This window comes from Pelotomaculum sp. PtaB.Bin117, from assembly GCF_002067195.1.
In the GTDB taxonomy this organism is placed as follows: Bacteria; Bacillota; Desulfotomaculia; order Desulfotomaculales; family Pelotomaculaceae; genus Pelotomaculum_D; species Pelotomaculum_D terephthalicicum.
Window position 1 is genome coordinate 21,661 of sequence record NZ_MVQM01000151.1, and the last position, 23,757, is coordinate 45,417.

At 46.1% G+C, this 23,757-nt stretch carries 23 protein-coding genes, 1 tRNA gene and 1 riboswitch; of the genes, 5 read left to right on the top strand and 19 right to left on the bottom strand.

What is annotated here, in order from left to right; all coding sequences use genetic code 11:
- Positions 1-186: 186 nt before the first annotated feature.
- Positions 187-1,536, bottom strand: a complete 1,350-nt coding sequence (locus A4E54_RS11120) for an aminotransferase class V-fold PLP-dependent enzyme (protein ID WP_240081767.1) — start codon at positions 1,534-1,536, stop codon at positions 187-189.
- 290 nt (positions 1,537-1,826) lie between these two features.
- Entirely contained in the window at positions 1,827-1,976 is a 150-nt protein-coding gene (locus tag A4E54_RS11125) for a hypothetical protein (RefSeq protein ID WP_240081768.1), read from the bottom strand.
- A gap of 636 nt (positions 1,977-2,612) precedes the next feature.
- On the opposite strand from A4E54_RS11125, the gene A4E54_RS11130 reads away from it, so the two are divergent.
- Positions 2,613-3,143, top strand: a complete 531-nt coding sequence (locus A4E54_RS11130) for a hypothetical protein (protein ID WP_240081769.1) — start codon at positions 2,613-2,615, stop codon at positions 3,141-3,143.
- Between the two features lie 198 nt (positions 3,144-3,341).
- On the opposite strand, the gene A4E54_RS11135 is transcribed toward A4E54_RS11130, so the two are convergent.
- Both A4E54_RS11135 and A4E54_RS11140 read right to left on the bottom strand, forming a co-directional pair.
- On the bottom strand, positions 3,342-3,635 hold the full coding sequence (locus tag A4E54_RS11135) for a hypothetical protein (protein WP_240081770.1): 294 nt from the start codon (positions 3,633-3,635) through the stop codon (positions 3,342-3,344).
- A gap of 267 nt (positions 3,636-3,902) precedes the next feature.
- A tRNA-Thr gene (locus A4E54_RS11140) sits at positions 3,903-3,977 on the bottom strand.
- Positions 3,978-4,299: 322 nt separating this feature from the next.
- Positions 4,300-4,383: riboswitch (cyclic di-GMP riboswitch) on the top strand.
- A gap of 37 nt (positions 4,384-4,420) precedes the next feature.
- Here A4E54_RS11140 and A4E54_RS11145 point away from each other — a divergent pair.
- Both A4E54_RS11145 and A4E54_RS11150 read left to right on the top strand, forming a co-directional pair.
- A complete protein-coding gene (locus tag A4E54_RS11145) occupies positions 4,421-4,657 on the top strand; it encodes a hypothetical protein (RefSeq protein ID WP_240081771.1) in 237 nt (78 codons plus the stop codon).
- Between the two features lie 477 nt (positions 4,658-5,134).
- Entirely contained in the window at positions 5,135-6,460 is a 1,326-nt protein-coding gene (locus A4E54_RS11150) for a DUF2225 domain-containing protein (RefSeq protein WP_240082145.1), read from the top strand.
- A gap of 7 nt (positions 6,461-6,467) precedes the next feature.
- Here the strand turns inward: A4E54_RS11150 and A4E54_RS11155 are convergent, their stop codons facing one another.
- From A4E54_RS11155 to A4E54_RS11175, 5 genes are read right to left on the bottom strand one after another with little or no spacing between them, the layout of a single operon-like run.
- A complete protein-coding gene (locus tag A4E54_RS11155) occupies positions 6,468-7,031 on the bottom strand; it encodes a TetR/AcrR family transcriptional regulator (protein ID WP_240081772.1) in 564 nt (187 codons plus the stop codon).
- 25 nt (positions 7,032-7,056) lie between these two features.
- Entirely contained in the window at positions 7,057-8,166 is a 1,110-nt protein-coding gene (locus A4E54_RS11160; protein WP_240081773.1) for an ABC transporter permease, read from the bottom strand.
- Positions 8,167-9,084, bottom strand: a complete 918-nt coding sequence (locus A4E54_RS11165; RefSeq protein ID WP_240081774.1) for an ABC transporter ATP-binding protein — start codon at positions 9,082-9,084, stop codon at positions 8,167-8,169.
- A complete protein-coding gene (locus A4E54_RS11170) occupies positions 9,084-9,962 on the bottom strand; it encodes an ABC transporter ATP-binding protein (RefSeq protein WP_240082146.1) in 879 nt (292 codons plus the stop codon). The genes A4E54_RS11165 and A4E54_RS11170 overlap by 1 nt, the downstream gene beginning before the upstream one ends.
- Positions 9,963-9,991: 29 nt before the next feature.
- On the bottom strand, positions 9,992-10,975 hold the full coding sequence (locus A4E54_RS11175; protein ID WP_240081775.1) for an HlyD family secretion protein: 984 nt from the start codon (positions 10,973-10,975) through the stop codon (positions 9,992-9,994).
- Positions 10,976-11,260: 285 nt separating this feature from the next.
- On the opposite strand from A4E54_RS11175, the gene A4E54_RS11180 reads away from it, so the two are divergent.
- Entirely contained in the window at positions 11,261-12,346 is a 1,086-nt protein-coding gene (locus A4E54_RS11180; protein ID WP_240081776.1) for a GNAT family N-acetyltransferase, read from the top strand.
- Between the two features lie 85 nt (positions 12,347-12,431).
- Positions 12,432-13,118 carry a protein-L-isoaspartate(D-aspartate) O-methyltransferase gene (locus tag A4E54_RS11185; RefSeq protein WP_240081777.1) on the top strand — a complete coding sequence of 229 codons (687 nt, stop codon included), beginning with the start codon at positions 12,432-12,434 and terminating at the stop codon, positions 13,116-13,118.
- 11 nt (positions 13,119-13,129) lie between these two features.
- Here the strand turns inward: A4E54_RS11185 and A4E54_RS11190 are convergent, their stop codons facing one another.
- The 10 genes from A4E54_RS11190 to A4E54_RS11235 all read right to left on the bottom strand — a co-directional run.
- Positions 13,130-14,344, bottom strand: a complete 1,215-nt coding sequence (locus A4E54_RS11190; protein WP_240081778.1) for a vWA domain-containing protein — start codon at positions 14,342-14,344, stop codon at positions 13,130-13,132.
- A 35-nt stretch (positions 14,345-14,379) separates the two neighbouring features.
- Positions 14,380-15,582: a vWA domain-containing protein gene (locus A4E54_RS11195; RefSeq protein WP_286726149.1), complete on the bottom strand. Its 1,203-nt coding sequence runs from the start codon at positions 15,580-15,582 to the stop codon at positions 14,380-14,382.
- A 6-nt stretch (positions 15,583-15,588) separates the two neighbouring features.
- Positions 15,589-16,473 carry an AAA family ATPase gene (locus A4E54_RS11200; RefSeq protein ID WP_240081780.1) on the bottom strand — a complete coding sequence of 295 codons (885 nt, stop codon included), beginning with the start codon at positions 16,471-16,473 and terminating at the stop codon, positions 15,589-15,591.
- Between the two features lie 412 nt (positions 16,474-16,885).
- Complete coding sequence (locus tag A4E54_RS11205; RefSeq protein ID WP_240081781.1) at positions 16,886-18,043, bottom strand: acyl-CoA dehydrogenase family protein; 1,158 nt, start codon at positions 18,041-18,043, stop codon at positions 16,886-16,888.
- Positions 18,044-18,164: 121 nt separating this feature from the next.
- Positions 18,165-18,947, bottom strand: coding sequence for an enoyl-CoA hydratase-related protein (locus A4E54_RS11210; protein ID WP_240081782.1), 783 nt, complete (start codon positions 18,945-18,947; stop codon positions 18,165-18,167).
- 18 nt (positions 18,948-18,965) lie between these two features.
- Positions 18,966-19,814 (bottom strand): 3-hydroxybutyryl-CoA dehydrogenase, encoded by an 849-nt coding sequence (locus tag A4E54_RS11215; protein WP_286726152.1) that lies wholly within the window; start codon positions 19,812-19,814, stop codon positions 18,966-18,968.
- Between the two features lie 95 nt (positions 19,815-19,909).
- Positions 19,910-21,094 carry an acetyl-CoA C-acetyltransferase gene (locus tag A4E54_RS11220; RefSeq protein ID WP_240081784.1) on the bottom strand — a complete coding sequence of 395 codons (1,185 nt, stop codon included), beginning with the start codon at positions 21,092-21,094 and terminating at the stop codon, positions 19,910-19,912.
- Positions 21,095-21,264: 170 nt separating this feature from the next.
- Positions 21,265-22,248: an electron transfer flavoprotein subunit alpha/FixB family protein gene (locus A4E54_RS11225; protein ID WP_240081785.1), complete on the bottom strand. Its 984-nt coding sequence runs from the start codon at positions 22,246-22,248 to the stop codon at positions 21,265-21,267.
- Positions 22,249-22,263: 15 nt separating this feature from the next.
- A complete protein-coding gene (locus A4E54_RS11230) occupies positions 22,264-23,022 on the bottom strand; it encodes an electron transfer flavoprotein subunit beta/FixA family protein (RefSeq protein ID WP_240081786.1) in 759 nt (252 codons plus the stop codon).
- 225 nt (positions 23,023-23,247) lie between these two features.
- Positions 23,248-23,757, bottom strand: a 510-nt coding sequence (locus A4E54_RS11235) for an AAA-type ATPase lid domain-containing protein (protein ID WP_286726154.1), incomplete at its 5' end; no start/stop codon positions are given.

Sequence of the window (23,757 nt, forward strand, 5' to 3'; positions counted from 1 at the left end):
TTATTAGGCAACCTTCCTATACCCATGGCAAAAAAAACAAATACCCCCAAAAATAATATTTCACAGAAACCGCCTAATTGTACAAAAGACATTTAAATAACCACTCTCCCCCCAAATTTATAAAACAATTTATGTATTAGAAAACAAGTATGTTACATCCTATAATCTGTTATGTTTATTCCTTTTTCATATCATACAGCCATGTATTTTTTGAATATAGAATTCTTTATAGTCTACAATGTGATGGAGTTTCTGAATTAAAATATCAATTTCATCAAAGTCATTATATAGCCCAAAGCTAATCCTGACCATACCCGGACGGCTGAGAAGATGGCTTTGAGGACGGCTGAGGGAGCGATGCCCTCTTATACATGATTCTTTTTCTTCCTGGATCTTCAATAGCTTCCGCACATATGGCTGGGCGCAAAAACACCCGCTGCGGACTGAGATACCGGTTTCCCCGGCCAGAATGTCAGCCAGCAAAGCATGATGGATCCCGTCCAGATTGAAGGAAACGATTCCTATGCGGGGTTTATCGGGATTCGTGTCACAATAAAGCTGCAGGCCGGGAATCTTTTTAAGGTTACTTATAGTGTAATTCCATAAGTCTAATTCATAATTACTAATGTTTTGCATACCGATCATACTCAATGTTTTTACAGCCGCTTGCAGACTGAGCGCTCCCATCATATTTGGCGTCCCTGCTTCTTCTTTATGGGGCGGGTCATCCCATAACACGTCAGTGTGGGTAACAGTCCGCACAGTGCCGCCTCCGGCATATTCAGGGGCGCCGTTCATAAAAGTTTCCTTAGGGCCTATCAGTACTCCCGTCCCAAACGGCGCATACATTTTATGTCCTGAAAATGCAAGATAATCAATATGACCGGGAGAATTGACAGGCTGCATGTCTATTTGAGCATGAGGTACAAGCTGAGCTCCATCAACAAGTATTTTTGCATTATATTTATGGGTTATTTCAGCTATTTCGTAAATCGGATTGACATATCCGGTGACATTGGAAGCTCCGGTAACCGCTACTAATTTTACAGCGTTCTTATATTTATTCAATTTACAGACTAAGTCATCAAGGCATAGCCTTCCATCATCGTCTATTTCTATATAATCAACATGATGCTTGTTTCTCCAGGGAAGATCATTAGAGTGGTGTTCCATTTCTGTGGACAAAACCACGCTTTTCTCATTATCGCAATAAAGCCGGTGAGATAATTTATTTATTGCTTCCGTAGTATTCTTCAAGAAAATCACAGTATCATAATTAAGGTCTGCCTTAACAAAGTTTGCGATTGTTAATCTTGAATTTTCATACAATTCAGTTGAAAGCCGGGATTTATATCCTGCGCCGCGATGAACGGAGGAATACATAGGGGCAAACTGGATAATTTCCTGCAAAGCGCAGACAAACGGCGGTGTGGTGGCTGCATTATCCAAATTAATAGAAGTAATCCAGCTGCCGTTAAGAAGTGGAACTTTAATATTAACTCCAACAACCAGTTCCCGGTAAACAGATCGGGGCATGAAAATACCTCCAGATTATTTTTTCAAAATTATAACCACCGACTCATTTAGGACCGGTGGTTATAGAGATATACTTCAAGAATCACTCCATCTCTTTTATAATATATGCGGTGGCTGAATAATTTGTTAATATGGATGGTCACATACCGTGGATATTTTTATGAAATAATATGGATATATTAGATTAAAAAGTAACTGCCGGCTTTACTCTCTTTGGGACCTTGCTCGACGGTGAGCAGAGTATCGAAGACACAGCCTCCTTGCGGGGAGGCTGTTATCACTTTATTTTCTTAACTGGGCTCTGTTTCATCGAATGAAAGATTGGTGACCCTGGTAAAATTGCCTTTTTTTATCTCTTCTTTACTGGCTTCTTTTTCCAATAAACCTTTAGATCCTGGCGCCATTGTTGGCACCTTTTTCTTTCGGTTTGCTTTCTTCATTTTGTTTCACCCCCTTTAACTACATCTATCTTACCCGTATAAGGATGTTAAACACCCTTAAATATTATTTAGCAATTTCTTCAAGTTCTTTAGCTGAACCAACCATTTGTTTCTTTATAATTCACAATAATTCACACATTCAGCACCTGTTTCATATAGTGTAAAAAACAAAACTAAGGAGGTTCTTTTTAATGTCCGATGTTATCGCTGAAGGCGCAGGTTTTGGTAATTTCGGGTTTATCATCTTCTTAATCTTTATCCTGATTGTCTTTGGTATTGGCATTTGTGGTGGCGGCTGCATTTAAAACGTTGCAATTCAAATAGCAAGCTTAAACCAACAATTAAACTCCATATACCCAAGTGGAGAAAGACAAAAGGGCAGGCTTACACACCTGTCCTTTCAGTTTAAAATGGATCTCCCGAACAGAAGGCAGATAGCCTTTTGTCCTGGAAATTTTTTGTATAGCATCATGGATTCGGCGTTCACGATTATCTATGCGCAAACTTCCTCACCGCTATTTAACAGCCTCATAAACTTGTGTTTGGCAAGCCAAGCACCATACTCAACCGACGGTGATGGCAACCCGCTCCTATAGCGGCATTTACTCTATTTTAAATAATATTGGGGTGCGTTAATTGAATTATTTTTATGGAATTCTGTTGGTAATGCTGGGATTTTTAATTTTAGCCCCTTATATTTTCAAAATCAAAATACCGATCTTTGTTGCCTCAACTTCTATAATCGTTGTTTTTTTAGGAGTCACATTATTTACTCATGGCCCCGGTTTAGAATCCGATAATGATATTGTTTTTAGCAGTAAAACCGTTCAAGTTACAAATCCAGCTAAAAAATATAATTTAACTTTTAGTGGAGGCACAATTGATTTATCAAATGTAATACCTCGGCACAAAGGTGAAAAGATAATAATTAACAATGTCTTTTCATGTGGAACCATTAAAATAAAACCAGAAACACCAGCTACGATTAAAATTAGTTCCGCATTTGCAGTAGCCAAAACACCAGATAAATCATCAGTTTATTTCGGAAGTTATAATTACAAAACAAAAAGTTTTATTGAGAACGCAAATTACTTTGACATTGAAGTAAAAACCATATTCGGCACCCTAAACATTGACGATATGATTAAAACAAAGACTGTGCAGTAAATTACGTCGTCTCCGATTTGACAACGGCAGATTACTGGTTACGGAAACGACGTCTCAACAAAAAGATTGTACAAGCAAGCCTCCCCCCGGCTACCCGTCATTCATACCTGCGGCGTTTCACTGGCCTGCTTTTTTGGTAAAACCAAAGCCGCCCTGCCGGACGGCCAATTTATTAAACCTGGCTTATTACAGTCTTACTTAAGCGTTAAAGCGCTGCTTTATTTCTTCAGCAATTATTTCAATATCAACGTTTTCATTGTCGGAGTATATATTTTTACATTCTACCCTATACTCGGGAATTGTTTCTGCCGCTTCCTTTACCCTGAATAAAGGAGACAGCGCTGTATATTCAATTACATCTTTAGAAATTTTATATTCAGCCCTCATGATTATGGTTTTTGCAAACAGCTTAAGCAAATCTTCATTGTTATCGCCGCGAATTAAATCCCTCGGAATTTTAAACTTACCAACCCTATTTATTAGATCACTCACAAATAAAACCTCATCTACTCTTATTATCTATTCATTCTGGCATATTTTCTGGTACGAATCAATGAGCCCATTAACTGCTGAAGTAACGATTAAAAGCGTTTTGTTTAGTCAAGTAAATATTAGTTGGGAGCGCACCTGTCTTTTGGTTTTGCTCGGTTCTGTTAGGCATGGATAAGTCTCATTTTAAAATGTTTGGCACACTTTTGACTTCTAATAGCTAATGGCAAGGACTTCCAACCTCGGAACCCTTGCCATTGCTGTATAATTTGGAGCTGATGGTGGGATTTGAACCCACGACCTGCGCATTACGAGTGCGCTGCTCTACCCCTGAGCCACATCAGCAAATTAGTTCTTTCTCAGTTAATAACTAGTGTATCTAATATTTTATCTGAACAAGTGGTTAAAGTCAACTTTACTCAAATCTCACTTTACTCAAATCACAAGTTTATCCAAATTCCTTTCTTAATGAATTGACTATCTTATAATAATGAGAGCTATAAAATATGATCTGCTACGCAATTTCCCATAAATTCCATTTATAAACTTAAACATTTTATTGCTATCTGAATGTTAACTGCCAAACAGGACCAGAGTCCCGTAACAATAGTTCTTTTTTCATATTTCCTTATATTAGACAGCTTTATATAATAATATAAAAGACGCAAACTGAAAAGAGCAAACATAGTGAAAACTATGGACGCAAAACCACGGGTCTAAGGCATATTGCCATGATAGCCGGGTTACCAGTAACCCCGGTATTTCCTTTCACAAAGAAGGGTTAGCGGATGCGTTATGGAAAAATGTTTTACTTAAACGTTCTTAATATCATTTTATTAGTACTAACTTTATTAATATTAGTAAAATATTACAGTCCAATGCTTGCTGTTGGCATTGCCCTTTATTTATTGATGGGTTTTGACGATTCACGTAACAAGTTTTTCTCCCGCGCTAGTGAACAAAACCATACAGTTATAGTAACTGATTGGATAAAAAATGAAGTAAAGGCAACAATTATAAAATAAGTTAATAATATTATTAAAATGTGTTATTTTTAGGACTGAAGTCCTAAAAAATTGGGATATGCTACCCATGTGTGACAAATAAAAATAATTATAATTATTTTTAATACCTCCTTTAATATAATCACCCATCTGCGGGGTTTTACCCCACCATTCCCTTTTTTCCATAACAACAGGGAATTTTTTTTTGCTTCTAAATCGTATTTCCTTTACAGAAGCACTTAAATCTTTTTAAATATCTAAAAAAGTCAATAAAATCCATATAATAAGAAATAAATATACCCGCTTTTTCAGTTTAGAGAAATATATGCCTTCATCATAATTAAAAATTCCTTTCAAATACCATTTTAGTAGTATAAAATATTAATTGAAATTTCAAAGGCGGGTGAAAAACATTATATGGATGCTCTTGAAAGCATTTTGAAAAAAATATCTTTTTTTCAAAACTTAAACTGTCCTTTGCAAGACCTGGTTAAAAAAATGCATCTGGAACGTTTTGAAGAAAACACAGATATATTTTCTGAGGGAGATCAAGGTTCAAGCTTATACCTAATCATATCAGGAAGGGTTTTAATATATTCAAAATCGTCCACCGGGCAGGAAATGGCTATTCAAACACTTGAACCATCAGATATTTTTGGAGAAATGAGTCTGCTAGACGGCGGATATCGCTCGGCCTGCGCAAGGACATTAGAAAAATCAATAGTTTTTAGTCTGGAACGGAAAGATTTTTTGGAGTTTCTAGACAACAACCCCAAAGCGGCGGTGACCATTATTGAAACTTTAAGCAAAAGACTCCGGCAATCAAATATCCGAAATAAAATATTAATTGAAACCAACCGCAAGCTGTCTACTCAGAACAATGACCAAAAGCAGAGCGCCGGCAACACACCCGGACAGGCTACTGACGAACAACAAGAACAGCTAGCCGAAGAAAAAAAAGAATATAGCATTAAAGCAGATAGAGCCGGTATGGAAGAGAGGGAGGAAAGCGGTTTCGCAGGAGTATTGGAACAGCATTTATATGAAGTCGAGCATTCTGCGGAGGAAGATGAAAAGCCAAGAGTAAAAAAAGATACTGACCTGAGAGAAATGTTATATAATAAAAAAGTTGTTTGTCCAATTTGCAATTCAAAATTCGAATCACCGAAAGCTCTGTCAAAATACGTTCAAACTACGAAAATGGATTATGATTTCTGTCAGTACTACAAAAATATTAATCCGCTTTTTTATGAAATGATTGTATGTCCCATTTGCGGTTTCACCTTTAACGAAGAAATACTTGGCATGCGCCTGAAAAAAGAGCAGTCGGAAGAAATAAAATCGCGCCTGATGACATTCTGGCAAGAGAATAAATTAAAGGACTATAGTGGAGTTCGTACTCTGGAAGAAGCCATAGAAACTTTTCTGTTGGCTATCTACAGCCTCCAGGGCAGACCTGTTAAAAAATCCCTGATGGGTATGCTGTTTTTAAAAATTGCCTGGCTCTACAGGTTTAAACATGAAAAAGTTCAAGAGCGAAAGTATATTGAAAAAGCCTTGACTAGCCTTTCAATAGCTTTTGAAAGTGAGGATTTTTCCAATGTCAGGTCGGAAATAAATACGGCATACTTGTTGGGCGTGTTAAATATGAATTCGGGCAATTACAGAGAAGCGGCCAAATGGCTGGACCGTGTCCTGAGACACCCGTCAAAATCAATGTTTCCAATGGTAATTAACCAGACCAGGGAACTATGGTCCGATGTACGGCAAAAATTACGCGAGGGAAAAGAACAGAAAAAACTAAATGAAGACGTTTCCGAATGATACCTGTTTATTCCTTCATTACAATACCGGATAAAAAAATTGTAAATAAGGTCTGAATTGTTTCTTCCACGGATAAGTTATTTTCTATTATAAAAGCCGGGTTAACCACCGACCTGATACTGGCCATCAATGCTGTGGTGAATATTTTCGGATTTATGGGTTTAAAACAACGGTATTCATCGCTTAAGAGAAGATCATCAAATAACTGTTGGATTCGTTCTGCGCGAAACCGTTCGATTTTTTCCCAGAGATGAGGGTAATGCCTGTGCAGATCATGAAGAGCCGCCGGGGTAATTATTTGGGTTATCTGCGGAACTATTTTTATAATATTTGACATTTTTTCCACCGGGTTCTCGCAAGAATCCAACATCTGCAGTATTTTTTGTTCATAAATACTTAAAATATCATCCAGCAATGCGTCAATTATCTCTTCTTTACTATTAAAATAACGGTAAATAGTCCTTTTACTTACTCCGGCTCGCGCTGCCAACTCATCCATTGTGGCGCCGGAGAATCCTCGCTGCGCGGCCAGTTCTTTTAAGGCATGCAAGATCCTTTGCTTGTAATCCATTCCATACACCACCCGGACGCATTTTTCATGCAATTTTCTTCTTAAACTTGATAATACTCAGCGTCATCATAATCACCGAGAAAACGAGCAGTGACATAACCTGGGGAATTAAGTACGGAAAGCCGATTCCTTTTAATACGATTCCCCTGATAATCGTCAGGTAAAAGGTCAGGGGAAATATATTTCCAATGTATTGGATTATTGAGGGCATGGCCTCCCGGGGAAACATGAAACCGGACAGCATGATGCTCGGTAGGAAAACGAAGAAAGACATTTGAAAAGCCTGCATCTGGTTTCTGGCTATATTCGAAATAAAGATGCCGATTCCCAGTGACGCTGTAATAAAAAATAGTGTTAACAAATAAAGCTGCAATATACTGCCGCGTATGGGCACCCCAAATACAACTCCACCCACCAGCAGGGCGACGGTGATCTGCAGGTAGCCGAGCGCGATATATGGAATCACCTTGCCGATCATTAACTCATATGATTTTACAGGTGTGACCATGAGCTGTTCCAGGGTGCCCTTTTCACGTTCCCGGACTATCCCCATGGAGGTCATCATCACCATAGTCATGGTCACAATAATGCCAAGAATAGCGGGAACCATATAATACGCGGTGATGCCGTCAGGGTTATACCAGGGGCGCACCCTGATATCATAAGGAAGGCTTTGCACGCCTGTTTTTTGCATAATGATTTTTTGTGATTTCAAAAGCCCGATTGAGTTGGCCACGGCAATAGCAGAATTTGACACCATGCTGTCACTGGCGTCCACCAACACCTGCACCGGCGCCGTCTCACCCTTTCTCAGCTTTTCCGCGAAATCGGGCGGGAAAATAATTCCCGCCTTGGCTTTGCCGCTGTCAATCATTTTTGTTATTTCCGCATAGCCTTTTGCTGTGCCGGTAATATCAAAGTATCCCGAAGAACTGAAAGAATCCAGGAGGTCCCTGCTTTCAATGGACATGGACTGGTCGAAAACAACGGTGGATATATGCTTCACTTCGGTTTGAATGGCGTAACCAAAGAGCAGCAACTGCACCAGGGGGAGCATGAAAACCATGCCGAGGGTCAACCGGTCCCTTTTCATCTGTAAGAATTCTTTCTGCAAAATTGCCAGTATTCTGCTCATTTAAGATTCCTGCTTTCTTTGCAGCTTGGCCAGGGAGATGAACACATCCTCCAGGGAAGGGGTGATCTCCCTGGCTTTTACCCCTGTATAGCGGTCAAATACCGCGACATTTCCTTCAGAATCAAGCAGCACATGCAGCAGCGGCCCATGGATGGAGCATTCTTTCACATAAGGAAGCGACTCCAGCTCCTCAATCCGCTCCATGGCGTCAGGCAGGTCCACTTCGACCATACATCCTTCAATTACATTATTTTTCAAGTTGTCCGGCGTGTCGTTGGCAATCAGTCTTCCCCCGGAAATAAAGGCGATATTGTGGCACCTTTCCGCTTCATCCATAAAATGAGTGGTAACCATAACTGTTGTTCCTTCATTAGCGAGCTTCTGGATAATTTTAAAAAACATCCGCCTGCTGGTCGGGCTGACTCCGCTGGTAGGCTCGTCCAGAAACAATATGGACGGGCGGGATATGATCGCGCATCCAAGGGCCAGCCGTTGTTTTAATCCGCCGCTCAAATTGGCGGGCAAATCCTTCTCCCTGCCGGCCAGCCAGGCCATCTCGATCATTTCAGCAACCCTTTTTTTGCGCTCGTGATATGGGATACTGTACATTCCCGCGTAGAACACCAGGTTTTCATAAACGGTCAAGTCGTCGTACAGGCTGAATTTCTGAGACATATAGCCGATCTTTTGCTTGATTTTTTCTGATTCCCGGGCAAGGTCATATCCAAGCACGGAACCGGAGCCCGAAGTGGGCTCCAACAGCCCGCACAGCATTCTCATCGTGGTCGTCTTTCCGGAACCGTTAGGTCCTAAAAAGCCGTATATTTCACCCGGCCTGATGTTAATATTAATTCTATCGACAGCGGTAAAAGAACCAAATGTTCTGGTAAGTTCACAGGTGGTTACCACGTATTCCATTAAACCACCTCTTCTTTTGTCACGGCTACGAAGACATCCTCCATCGAGGGCGGTATATGTCTCAGGTGGTGAATGGCCACCTTCTTTTCTGCAAGCAAATTAATGATGGCGGCTTTTGCCTGTTCAACTTCATATACAGCCACATGGTACTTATCGCCGTAGAAATCGCCGTCAACCACTTCCGGGAGGTCGTTGATAAAATCCAAATCCCGCGCATCTGCCTTCAGTTCCAGGATTCCATACGGGAAACTCTTTTTCAAACTGCCGGGATCACCGGTCGACATAATTATCCCCCTGCTTATTAAAGCAACTGTTTTACAGAGTTCCGCTTCATCCATGTATGGCGTAGAAACGACAATCGTGACTCCTTCTTTATTCAGCTGGTATAGAATTTTCCAGAATTCTTTGCGCGATTCCGGGTCAACGCCGTAGGTCGGCTCATCAAGGACCAACAAAGCAGGCTTGGCCAGAAGGGCGCAGGTCAGAGCCAGTTTTTGTTTCATTCCTCCGGAGAGGTCGTCGGCAAACCGTGATTTAAAACCGGCTAAACCGGTTATTTCCAGTATTTCGTCAGCCCGCCGGCGGATTGTCTTGCTGTCGATTTTGTACAGAGCGCCAAAAAAATTGATATTTTCCGCAATCGTCAAATCACCGTAAAGGCTGAATTTTTGAGGCATATAGCCGAAACTGTCGCTGTTCCTGCTGATCCTGCCGCGGGAAGGAGTGATTAAGCCGCAAAGCATGCGCAGCAGGGTAGTTTTTCCGGCGCCGTCCGGGCCAACCAGACCGAAAATATCGCCCCGGTCAATTTTTAAAGTAACTTCATTAACTGCCGCCAGGCCGCCGAACACCTTGGTTAACGATTCTGTTTCAATTATGTTATTAATGTTCATTTTATCCATCATCGTCACCTCGCCTCATCAATGATGACATCAGCAGGCATACCGGGTTTCAATATACCATTTTCATTATTAATTTTAATTCTAACCTCGTAAACAATATTGGTGCGTTCTTTCTTAGTCTGAATTGTTTTTGGCGTATATTCTCCGCTTGTGGCAATTTCTTCAATGATTCCCCCATATTTTGCCTCACTTCCGCTCACAGTGAAAGCAACCTGCTGACCTAATTTAATTTTGGGCAGGTCATCAGTGGGCAAATAAATTTTTATCCACATATCATCGAGGTTGACAGCGGTAGCCACTGAAGCGCCGGCCTGAATAAATTCACCCTCTTCAAAATTTTTTGTTAATATGACTCCGTCAACCGGGCTGAGCACACGGGTATCTTCCAAGGCCGCTTCTGAAGCCTTCAGGATTGCATTGCTTCTCTCAAGTTCAGCCCGGGCCGCCTCAATCTGCTCCGGCCGGTTGCCGGCCTTTAACAAGCTAAGCTTTGATTCAGCCGATTCCACCTGGTTTTTAGCTTGCTGTAAAGCTGTTTCCGCGTTATCCATCTCGGATTGGGAAATGGCGCTCGCCTGAAACAAGGCCAAAGCCCTGCCGTAATCTTTATCAGCTTTGTCATAATTAGTCCGCGCGGTGTTGACAGCAATTTCAGCGTCTTTTATTTCTTGCCACCTGGCGCCTGAAGTCAAATCAGCCAATTGCGCTTCAGCTTTCAAAACGCCAAGGGCGTCTCTCTCCTTTTGCGCAATCAAGTCATTGCGGACAACTACTGCCACAAGCTGACCCTTTTGCACGGGATCGCCGGCATTAAGCGCAATATTTTGGAGGGTTCCGGATACTCTAGCGCATAATTGTACTTTGGTCGCCTCAATAGTACCGCTTGCCTGGAGGCCTTCCGGCTGCTTTTTGCCATACCTGGCGTATCCCCAATAAGCGCCGGCGCTAAGCAAAGCTACCAAAAGCCCTATGGTGATTTTCCTTCTCATGCCTTGCCCCCGTTTCACTAAAAAATCAATCAATTGGTAAAATAAATTGCTCAAAAACAGGTAAACTATCACTACTATTTTAGTTTACCCGTACTCAATATACCACTTGTCCGGCTGTCTGACAACAATAATTTATATTTAATTTAAAACGCTTACAAATCAGAAATAATTTTTGAAAAAGGTAAAAAAGTTGAACCGTTCACACTCCTCTAAGTCTCCTGAATTATTTGTTCCAATGTCACACAGAACCGCATAACCTGTTAACAAAAACACGGGGGTGCTGTTTTGACTGTTGAAGTAATCGCGATTTCAGAACCGGATGAAATGAGGGTGTTTAACACCTTCCCCCGGGTGATATACCGTGGCTTTTTCAGTGCTCCTTCTTACCCACCGCTGAAACACTTAAGCTGTGAGTTTATGGATCCTCTATTTAGCAGGGTTACAGCCCAACCATTTCTGGCGGTAAGGAACGGACACCCGGTGGGGAGGATTGCCGCAAGCATACATAAGGCTTACCCTGTCAAAAAAACCGGGTTTTTTGGTTATTTTGAATCGCTGAACGATCAGACGGTAACTGCGGCACTGGTTAAAACGGCAACGCGCTGGTTATCTGACAACGGCATGTCCCGTGTAATCGGCCCGGTGGACTTGACCCCTCATGAACGTTTAGGATTGTTGGTGGAAGGCTTCACGGGGCATCACCATCCCGGCATGCCCTATAATCCTCCTTATTACGCAAACCTTCTCACCGGGTGCGGTTTTAAAAATGAGATAAACCTTTTCGCATATTTCTACAATTTGCGAAGGCCATTGCCGGATAAATTGCTCCAGGTGGCAAATCGTGCCGCCGGCAGGATTAAAAATCTGCGCTTAAGAGAAGTGAATTTTAATGACATAGACAACGAAGGTAAAATATTTTCTCACATTCATAACGGTTCAATGAACAATGGGTGGGGTTTCGTCCCCCTTTCCGCAAGTGAGGGCTCGGCAATCTGGCGAAAACTTCATGGAGCTTGTGAACGGGGCATGGTTTTGATAGCCGAAATAAACGGAGAACCCGCGGGCATTTGTTTAGCTATTTATCCAATAATTAAACAATCCTTGCCCGCGTTATTCAGCCGGCCCAGCTTACGGCTGGCAGTCCTGGCTGTCCTGCCCGAGCACCGTTTAAAAGGGCTGGAAGCGGCACTCATCCTGGAATTTATCCGGCGGGCCCGCGGCAAAGGGATATCCACAATTGAATTATCTCAGGTTGCCGAAAACAACCTGATGATGAACCATATTATTAAGCGCCTGGGGAATAATCAAAACGAGAGGACTTATCGCGTTTATCAAGCTCAAACCGATGAATTAAGCTCAATTGATTATTAAGATTATCCCTAGTATTATTAATTCTGCCGGGTGGAAATATTTAAGTCATTATCCGAATCAATATTCGTTACAAAGGAGAATCATTATGGATTTCCCGCAAAACAGCCACAACATTGCCGGTGACCGGGCGGAGGAACGGAGGCGAATGGTGGAAAAGCAGCTTATTCCCTACGGCATTTCCAATGAAGCTGTCCTGTCGAGCATGCTTGAGGTACCACGTCACCTTTTCGTTTCTGAACAACTACAGGCCTATGCTTATGCTGATTGTGCGCTTCCCATCGATGAAGGACAAACTATCAGCCAGCCGTATATAGTCGCCTTAATGGCTGAGGCCCTGAGGCCGGACCCGGCGGATGCAGTTTTGGAAATTGGCACCGGATCCGGATACGCGGCGGCAGTATTGTCGCGCATCGTGTCCAAAGTATATACTATTGAGCGCCATAAAAACCTGGCCGGACAAGCTCAATCACGTTTTCAGACTTTAAAGTACGAGAATATAATTGTCCGCATAGGTGACGGTTCAAAAGGCTGGACCGGAAAAGCACCCTTTGACGGGATCTTGGTGGCGGCGGGAGCGCCGGTTATTCCTGAATCCCTGGGCAACCAACTGAAAGCCGGCGGTTGTCTGGTGGTTCCGGTAGGGGATAGACATCACCAGGAGTTGCTGCGTCTGGAGAAAAAACCAGACGGCAGCTTCGACCGGGAAAACTTGGGTGGAGTGCGTTTCGTTCCGCTTGTTGGTGAAGAAGGCTGGAACGGAAACAAACCTTGACAACAATATAATCAAACACAGACCTTGAGCCGTTTTACCGCCTGCTGCAGCCCGCTCAACGACAACTCGAACATGGGAAACAATTCACGAACCATATTTATGGTATGCGCACGGTAATTCATACGCTCATCCCACCCTTGTGCCGGTATCGGGTTGAGCCAAACAGCGTGTTTGAAATGCCTAACCAAACGCTCCAGCCAGACCAGCCCGGACTCGTTATTCACAGATTCCCAGTCAATAGCCCCGTTTGCCATGGTCAATTCACCCGGAGCCATGCTGGCGTCACCGACTATGATCAGCCGGTAATCCGGATCGAGGTTATGCAGCAGCACATCATATGTTTTTACGGCATTGCTCCAAACACAGGCCGGCCTTAAGTAAATATCTTGATAAACGCAGTTATGAAAATAATAAACTTTTAAATCTTTTAAGTGAGTTGAGCGCTTGACCGCGCTGAACAACTTGCTGCAAAGGTCGATGTAAGGATCCATCGACCCGCCGGAATCCATCAATAGCACTACTTTCATTTTGTTCTTGCGCGGGCGGTCCCAGACAAGCTTCAGCCTGCCGGCATTCCGGCAGGTGGCATTAACGGTGCCGTTTAAATCCAACTCGCTCTTTAGACCTTCATGACGGGTAGTCAACTGGCTGAGAATACGCAAAGCGGCCTCAAATTGTCTTACGCCAATGATTACATCGCTGCGGTATCCCCGGTAATGCCGCCCGCCCGCCACCTTAACAGCCGAGCTGCCGCCGGAAGCACCGCCAAGGCGTACTCCACCTTTGGGATTGAAACCGCTATGTCCGAGCCGCGAACCGCCGCCCGTGCCGGCCAGGCTGGAGCCGCCCAGGCGTTTCTCGTCCTGCGTTTTCAACTTTTCATCCAATGTCTGGCGCAGCTTTTTTACATCCCAATCACGGAATAGCTCCTTCTCCTCCTCCTCCAGCGATATCAACAAAGGCGGCTGTTCTTCTTCCAACCATCCCAAAGCTTGTTCAAGAACCTTTTCGGCTGTTTCGACACCTTGAAAGTAATTTTGGAACGCCATGTCGTAATTGTCAAAATGGACTTCGCTCTTCACCAGCACCGCCCGGGCCAGATAATAGAACCCTCTCAAACTGGAAAAGGCCAGCCCCTTGCTCAGCGCTTCCATCAGGGTGATCCACTCTGTTAGGGAAACCGGCACTCCGGCCCTTTTCAGTTCATAAAAAAAATTAACAAACACGGAGCATCACCACCGTAATGTTCGATTAATTTTCATCAGAACCTTGCTTTAAGACTCTTTATCGCCTGCTCCAACCCGTCCAGGGTCAGCTCAAACATGGGAAACAGTTTTCTGACTAAACTGATGGTGTATGCTCCATAATACAAACGCGGCTCCCACCACTGGACTGGAATCGGATTCAGCCACACAGCATGCGGAAAGTGCTTGGTTATCCTTTCCAGCCAAAGCAGCCCCGGCTCGTTATCCATTTCCGCCCAGTCAATAGCTCCGCCGACCATGGTCAACTCGCTGGGCGCCATGCTGGCGTCACCTACAATGATTAACCGGTATTCCGGGTCAAGATCGCGCATAAAATCGTAGGTATTGACTGCATACCGGGAAACACACGCCGGGTGGGTATAGATGTTCGCATAAATGCAGTTATGGAAATAATAAAATTTTAAATCTTTAAAATGGGTTGACCGGTTAACCGCTGAAAACAGCTGGCTGCATAGGTCAATGTAAGGATCCATTGATCCTCCCGAGTCCATCACCACAACAACTTTCATGGTGTTCTTGCGGGAGCGGTCCCAAACCAGTTCCAGCCTGCCGGCGTTCCGGCAGGTAGCGTCGATAGTGCCGTCCAGATCCAGCACGTCTTTTTCGCCCTCAGTGCGGCTGGTAAGTTGGCGAAGTTTGCGCAACGCCACTTCAAACTGCCTGACCCCGAGAGTTTCATCGCCGCGGTATCCCCGGTAGCGCCTTTCAGCAGCCACTTTAACGGCCGAGTGATTGAGCGACTCGCCGCCGATGCGCACCCCGGCCGGATGATAGCCGCCATAACCGAACGGCGAACGCCCGCCCGTGCCGATCCACTTGGAGCCTCCGTGGTGCTGTCCGTCCTGTGTTCTTAACCTTTCGTCCAGTTCGCGGCGCAATTTATCCAAATCCCACTCTTGAAAAAGCTTGCGTTCTTCCGGTGATATCATGTACGGCGGCAAAGCGTCCTTTAGCCATTCCATAGCCTGCTCCAGCACATCCACCGGCGTTTCAATACCCTTAAAGTAGTTCTGGAAAGCAATGTCGTAACTGTCGAAATGGGATTCACTTTTAACCAGCACCGCTCTGGCCAGGTGGTAAAACCCGCTCAAACTGGAAAAAGCGAGCCCCTTGCTCAAAGCTTCCATCAAAGTCATCCACTCTGTCAGGGAAACCGGCACCCCGGTTCTTTTCAGTTCATAAAAAAAGTTAACAAACAAGGGGTATCATCCCCTCCATATGGTTTGAATGCTTGGTTTTGTTTTTGAAGAGCCCTGGCCGCCCCCATGGGTGCTCAGTCTCTTCAAGATAATATCGAAGTCCTGGTTCTTCTTGATTAAAACTCCCAAAAGGGGTATTTCCTTGCGAATCTTATCCAGGCTAATCCCGCCCACGGCCAGAGCCTGCACCCAGTCAATCAGCTCACTGGTGCTCGGCTTCTTTTGCAGCCCGCTCAGGCTCCTGATCCAGTAAAACGCTTCCATCGCTTCACCAATCAACCGGTCTTCCAGGTCGGGATGATGCACTCTAACGATTTCCTTCATCATCTCCGGATCCGGGAAAGAAATGTAATGAAAAATACACCTTCTCAAAAACGCGTCCGGCAGTTCTTTCTCGGCGTTGCTGGTAATAATCACAGCCGGCCGGTGTTTTGCCGTGATTGTCACCCCGGTTTCGGGGATAAAAAAGCTCATCATGTCCAATTCCCAGAGCAAGTCGTTCGGAAATTCCAGGTCGGCCTTGTCGATCTCATCTATCAGCAGCACAACCGGTTCATCGGATTCAAACGCCTCGCCTAATTTCCCTAACCGGATATACCGGCTGATGTCGGAAACGTCGTGTTCCCCGAACTGGCTGTCATAGAGCCTTTGAACCGTATCATAGATATACAGGCCGTCCTGAGCCTTGGTTGTTGATTTAATATTCCAGATAATGAGCTGTTGACCCAATCCCTCGGATATGCTCCGGGCCAGCATGGTCTTGCCGGTGCCCGGTTCCCCTTTAATTAATAAAGGCCTGCCGAGCGCCCTGGATACGTTTACACTGTTCATTAGATCTTCAGAGGCAATATAATTCGCCGTACCTCTGAATTCTTGCAATTTTTTTTGCATATATTCCCCCCCCATAAATTTAACATACTCTTTTTCTTTTTATACTATTCTTTTACTGGCCGCAAGGCAACTAATATTACCGCGCCGCCAACAATAACAATTTATCATAAAATTATCTTAGCTATCAATATTGGTTGCCCATGTATTTAGAATTCCGCAGACGGATTTCAGAATATTCGGGCATAATAAAGATTCTCTCTTTTGCATCCTGATTATTTACGAACATTATATCGTTTTTAGATTATCATGTAAATGAATCAGATACAAGCGCTATGCGCAAATAAAAAGGCCACTTTCTTATGACTGCCGCTAGCTGTGAATACTAAACCGGCAATCATAAAAAGGGTGGCCGCTATATTATGACTAGTGTGATTTCGGTCCTACTGGTTAGCCGTTAAGAACCCTTTTGATTCTAGCGGTCGGGCGCGAAACCAAGCTCAATGTTGGCGATGATCTGCATATGCATGTTGGAGGTTCCCTCCAGGGTCTCGAACTGTTTGCAGTCGCGGAGCCATCTGCCGCAAGGATACTCATTGGAATACCCGTATGAGCCGTAGATTTTCATGGCCAGGTTGGCGGCATGCACAGATGCCAGGCAGCCTGCCAGCTTGGCGGTGGAAGTCGCCTTCTGGCTGGGTAATTTGTTGTCTTTTAACCACGCGGCGCGGTAAACGAGTTGCTTGGCCGCCTCATCTTCCAAGATCATTTCAGCAATCTGCTGCTGAACCATCTGGTGTTTGCCGATCGGCACGCCGAACTGGAAGCGGTCGTTGGCATATTGAATGCAGCCATCCAGGCACGCCCTGGAAAGAGCCGCGCCGCCAACGGCACAACCCATGCGGGTGTTGTTAAGCTGCCACATGCAAATGAAGAAGCCTTTGTTTAATCCGCCCAACAGATTTTCTTTGGGAACCACTGCATCCTCGAAAATCAGTTCCGAGGTCGGAGCAGCATACATACCGACTTTGTCTTCCATAGGAATTCTTTGAACGCCGGGGGTGTTGTTATAGTCAATAACGAAGCAGGACATCCCTTTAACACCTTTGCCTTTTTCAGTGACAGCATAGAGCAGTCCGATATCGGAAGTGTGCCCGCCGGAAATCCAAGTCTTGGTGCCGTTGATCAGCCAGTGGTCGCCCTTATCTTCGGCAAAGCACTTCATGCTGGCCACGTCGGAACCTGTGTTGGGCTCGGTGATGGCAAAGCTTCCCGCCCATGTTCCATCCAGCAGTTTGGGGATCCATTTCTGTTTTTGTTCTTCGGTGCCGTATTCATTAATGGTCATGGCCGGACCCCAGCAGTTGCCGCTGATGGAAAGTCTCCAGGATGTATGGACCTTGGCTATTTCATACAGGGCGATAACGCCTTCCATCCAGCCCATGCCGTTTCCGCCGTATTCTTCCGGAATGCTCCAGCCCAGCAGGCCCAGTTCACCCATTTTGGTTAAAATCTCTCTGCGATAGTAATGGTTCTTTTCATCCTCTTCAACGTAAGGAGCGATTTCCTTTTCCGCAAAGTTGCGGGCCATATCCTGTACCATTTTTTGTTCTTCTGTCAACCCAAAATCCATTCTATTCCCTCCTAGTATTAAATTATATTGGTGCAAATGGTGATTTCTATAGCCCATTAGCTATTCACGGGCAGAAACCACCAAAAACATCTGGATTATTTAGCTGCAAAAACAGCATAAACTACTCGCCTTTAAACTCCACTTTACGTTTCTCTAAAAAGGCGCTCATACCTTCTTTTTGGTCGGCAGTTGAGAAAATCACGCCGAAAAGGTCGGCTTCAATATTAAAGGCCTTTTCCTGATCCATATCCAGGCCCTGGTTAATAGCTTCTTTGGTAAACCTTACGCCGACCGGACCCATTGAGGCAATGCGTTTAGCCATCTTCTTGCAGACATCCATCAACTCATCGGCCGGCACAACCTTGCTGACCAGGCCAAACCTCAGCGCAGCCTGAGCATCGTAAATATCGCCGGTAAAGAGTATCTCTTTGGCGACACCGGGGTTCACCAGCCGCGCCAGGCGCTGAGTGCCGCCGAAGCCGGCCATGATACCGAGACTTACTTCCGGCTGGCCGAACTTGGCCTTCTCGGAGGCCACGCGGATGTCGCAGGCCATGCTCAGTTCGCAGCCGCCGCCAAGGGCAAAGCCGTTTACCGCGGCTATCACCGGTTTCGGCATGTTCTCAATCTGGCTGAATACTTTTTGGCCATGACGGCTGAATTCCTGTGCCTGCATGGGAGTCAGGGATAACATGTAGGCGATGTCGGCGCCCGCTACAAAAGCTTTTTCACCGGCACCGGTTAAAATAATTACCTTTACCGACTGGTTAGCGGCTAATTCAGCCATGGCTTCGCCCAACTCCGCGATGGTCTGATGATCGAGCGCGTTCAGTGCTTTGGGACGGTTGATGCTCACCACCGCAATCTCGTTATCAAAATCCACCAGAATATTATTCCACGCCATTTTTACACCCCCGTCGCGTTAGTACTGGTAAAACCCTCTGCCAGTCTTACGGCCAAGCCAGCCGGCAGCCACGTATTTGCGCAGGAGCGGGCACGGGCGGTACTTGGGATCGCCGAGGCCGCGGTATAATACTTCCATGATTGACAGGCAGGTGTCCAGGCCAATCAGGTCACCGAGAGCAAGCGGGCCCATCGGGTGGTTCGCGCCCAGCTTCATCACCTGGTCAATCGCTTCCGGCGAAGCGACGCCTTCATGGAGACAGTATATCGCTTCATTGATCATCGGTATGAGAATGCGGTTTACCGCAAAACCGGGAGCGTCGTTCACTTCCGCAGGAACCTTACCCATTTTTTCGCTGGCAGTCTTAACGAGCTCATAAGTTTCATCGGATGTTGCCAGGCCCCGGATGACTTCTACCAACTTCATCACGGGAACAGGATTCATAAAGTGCATACCAATCACTTTGTCCGGCCGTTTAGTAACAGCAGCTACTTCGGTGATGGGCAGCGAGGAGGTGTTTGTAGCAAGAATCGCTTCAGGCTTGCATACTTCATCAAGTTCCTTAAAGATCTTGCCTTTGATTTCCATATTCTCAATAGCCGCCTCAATCACCAAGTCGACGTCCTTCGCGTCCTGCAGGCTGATGGACGGGGTAATTTTTGCCATTAAGGCTGCTTTGGCCGCTTCATCAAGACGCCCTTTGCTGACATCCTTTGACAGGTTTTTGTCTATCAAACCAATGCCTTTGTTAACAAACGTGTCATTGATATCATTAAGAACCACATCATAACCGGCAGCGATCGATACCTGAGCAATGCCTGAACCCATCTGGCCGGCGCCGATAACCATAATTTTCTTAATTTCCATATGATACTCCTTCCAAACCCTCATCCATCGGATCATGGCCTTATAACAACAATGAGGGTTTAATTTCTTTCCATGGTTAATCTCAACCGGACAATTTATTTAATATTTTCCACGGTCATCGCCACGCCCTGGCCGCCGCCGATGCACATGGTGGCAAGGCCGTAACGTCCGTTCCGCTTCTTTAACTCGTAAAGCAGGGTCGTCAGGATTCGCGCACCGCTGGCGCCGATTGGGTGGCCGATGGCGATAGCGCCGCCGTTAAAATTCACCTTGTCCATCGGCAGATCCAGAGCACGGATGCAGGTTAGGGCCTGCGATGCAAACGCCTCGTTAGCTTCGATCACGTCAAAGTCGGCCACGGTAAGTCCGGCCTTGGCCATCGCCTTCTTGCTGGCGGGAATTGGCCCGGTGCCCATATAGGCGGGGTCCACGCCCGCGGTGGCAAAGGATTTGATCACAGCCATGGGTTTTAGTCCCAGTTCTTTCGCTTTTTCAGCGGACATCACCACTGTCGCGGCAGCGGCGTCATTGATCCCGGAGGCGTTCCCGGCGGTAACGGTGCCGCCTTTTTTGAAAACGGCGGGCAGCTTGGCCAGGGCTTCTACTGTGGCGCCCCGGCGCGGTAATTCGTCCGTGTCAAAATACACGGGATCGCCCTTTTTCTGGGGAATAGGCACCGGGACAATTTCGTCTTTAAATCTTCCGGAATCAATGGCCGCAATGGCCTTGTTATGGCTGTCAACAGCCAATTGGTCCTGGTCTTCCCTGGATATTCCATATTTTACCGAGAGGTTTTCGGCAGTCATGCCCATGTGGATATCGTTAAAAGCACACCACAGGCCGTCTTTGACCATCTCGTCGGTAAGAGTGCTGTCGAACATGCGGTAGCCCCACCTGGCCTTGTCCAGCACGTAGGGGGCGGCGCTCATGTTTTCCATGCCGCCGGCCACGACTATGTCAGCCTGCTCGGACATAATTTGCTGGGCGGCCAGCATAATTGACTTCATCCCGGAACCGCAGACGATGCCCATTGTATAAGCCGGTGTTTCAATAGGCAGACCGGCTTTCAAAGAGGCCTGGCGCGCGGGGTTTTGACCGAGGCCTGCGGTCAAAACATTGCCCATGATCACTTCTTCGACTTGCTCGACAGTAATCCCGGCCCTCTTGATTGCTTCCTTAATCACCAAGGCGCCCAGTTCGACAGCAGGAGTATTCTGCAGCGAACCGCCATACTTACCCACCGCGGTGCGCACCGCGCTGACGATAACAACTTCCTTCATTTGGCACATCCTTTCTCTAAAAACGGCATCCTGCCTGATACGTAAATAAACAAAAAGTTTGCTGGAACCCTCCCCAAGAGACCCCTGGGGAACTCAATCCATTGAGGGTTCTGTCAAAAGTTTCTGCTTGAGAAGTGTTCCAGCAGCATTCACATATGTGAAACTAATTCTTATTTGGCTATAACTTTCTTGATTTCCTCGGTCAAGATAGGCACTACTTCAAAGAGGTCGCCGACAATACCATAGTCAGCCGCTTTAAAGATAGCGGCTTCTTCATCTTTATTAATCGCCACGATGCACTTGGAAGAGCTCATCCCGGCCATATGCTGGATGGCGCCGGAGATGCCGCAGGCGAAATAAAGAGTGGGGGACACAACCTTGCCGGTCTGTCCGACCTGGAGGTTTTGCCCGATCCAACCGGCGTCGACACAAGCGCGTGAGGCGCCGACAGCCCCGCCGAGCACGTCGGCCAGGTCTTCCAGAACCTTAAAGCCTTCCGGACCTTTCACGCCGCGTCCGCCGGACACGATCACGTTTGCCTCGGTGAGTTCCGGCCTGGAGGAAACCTGCAGAATGACATCTTTAATTACCTGGCGCAGGTCGGAGGCATCCAGGTTCACAGCGTAGTTAACCACTTCGCCTTTGCCCGCTGCCGGTTCGGCAGTCAGCACGTTGGGGCGGATAGTGGCCATTGCCGGGCTGGATTCGGGAACGCCGGCTTTTAACAAAGCTTTGCCGGAATATACGGGACGGGTGAATACCAAGCCGCCGCCTTCAACATCTATCGCGATGCAGTCGGACAGCAGGCCGGCTTTAACCTTCTGCGCTGTTTTGGCAGCCAGGTCGCGGCCCAGCACGGTGCAGCCGAGCAGCACTGTGGCGGGATCCGTTTCTTTGATCAGGTCGGCCAAAACTTTGCTATAAGCGTCTGTGGTATATTGTGCTAACTTATCATCTTCGGCCACGTAAATCTTGTCGGCTCCGTATTCGGCAAGCGAGCCTGCCAAACCTGCCACGCCTTTACCAATCAGGACGGCGGCAAGCTCATCACCGGTCTGACCAGCTATTTTACGGCCGGCGCTTAACATCTCGAAAGCCACGTTTTTCACTTTACCATCTTTTACTTCTGCAAATACAAGTATTCCTTTTGCCATTATTTTTCCCCTCCCTTAGATAGCGTTTGCTTCTTCCCGCAACAGCCGCGCCAGTTCGGCGGCAGCTTGGGGCGCTTCACCGCCAATGATTTTGCCCGCGGCTTTAGCGCTGGGAAGGAAGTAAGATTGTACTTTAACTTTGGCCGCTACTTGATCGGCACTCAGTCCCAGGTCGCCCAGGGAGAGTTTCTGGATGGGCTTTTTCTTAGCCTGCATAATACCCTTCATTGACGGGTAGCGCGGCTCGTTCAAGCCCTTCTGAGCAGTAATCACAGCGGGCACCGGCACTTCCACAATCTCGTTGCCGCCTTCGATGTCTCTGGTGGCTGTGGCTTTACCGCCGTCAATATCCAATTTGGTCACTACATTAATATGCGGCAGGCCAAGTTCCTCGGCAACCCGTACCGCTACCTGGGCGGAACCTTCACGCCACCCGGCCAGGACCAGATCGTACGGGATAGTGCTTACCGCTTTAGCCAACACAACGGCTGTGGTATACTCGTCGCCGCCGGCAAGGGCGGGATCTTCCACACTGATAGCTTTGTCCGCTCCCATAGCCAGCGCTTGACGCATCGCGTCCGGGGTATCCGCCCCGGCAGATATAATAGTTACCTCGCCGCCATTCTTTTCCTTCAGCTTGAGCGCTTCTTCCACAGCATACTCGTCGTAGGGGTTGATAATCAGGCCAACGCCCTTTTTGTTGATTGCGCCGCCCGCGATCTCGATTTTTGCTTCTGTGTCAAAGGTTTGTTTCAAGAGAACTGCAATATTCATTCCATTCTCCGGTTCCGGGACCTACGTCCCACTCCCGCCGACTACTCGGGAGGCGGCATAGCACCTCACGCCTTCCATAATAGCGTATCAAATCATGCCGCAAAAACCTTTTCCTTTCCCTTTTTTAGTATCAACTTCATAATTCACTTAACTTCATTTCAAACAACTCAACCAGTTATATAATGGACAACACCTCCCGTATTAATTAAATCTGACGAATTGACCTTATTTAATTACACTGAAACTGCTTGACTGCTCTTGACGGCTGTTTTTAAACTGCTTTATTTTTTGTAGTTTTCTGATCACAGTAGACTGGTCAATCCCCAGCACTTTCGCCGCCTTATAAGTGCTCCCGTATAAATTCAGCGCCTCATTGATCAACTGGCTCTCCATTTCCAGGAGCGCCTCTTTAAAGGGAAGCACTCCCTGCACCATTACTTTCGCTGAAGTATTATGCATTATGTAGCGCAGGCTTTCCGGCAAGTGCTTGGGGGTAATAATCGTTTCGGGTTCGGTTACCACCATTCTCTCAACAATATTCTCCAGTTCCCTGATATTGCCGGGCCAGTGGTATTCATAAAATATCTTGAGAACTTCAGGGGAAAACTGCTTCCGGATGCCGTATTTCTTATAATATTTTTCACAAAAGAAATTTAACAGCGGAACAATGTCTGAACGGCGGTCCCTTAAAGGCGGAATCTGCACCGGAACAACATTCAGGCGGAAAAACAAGTC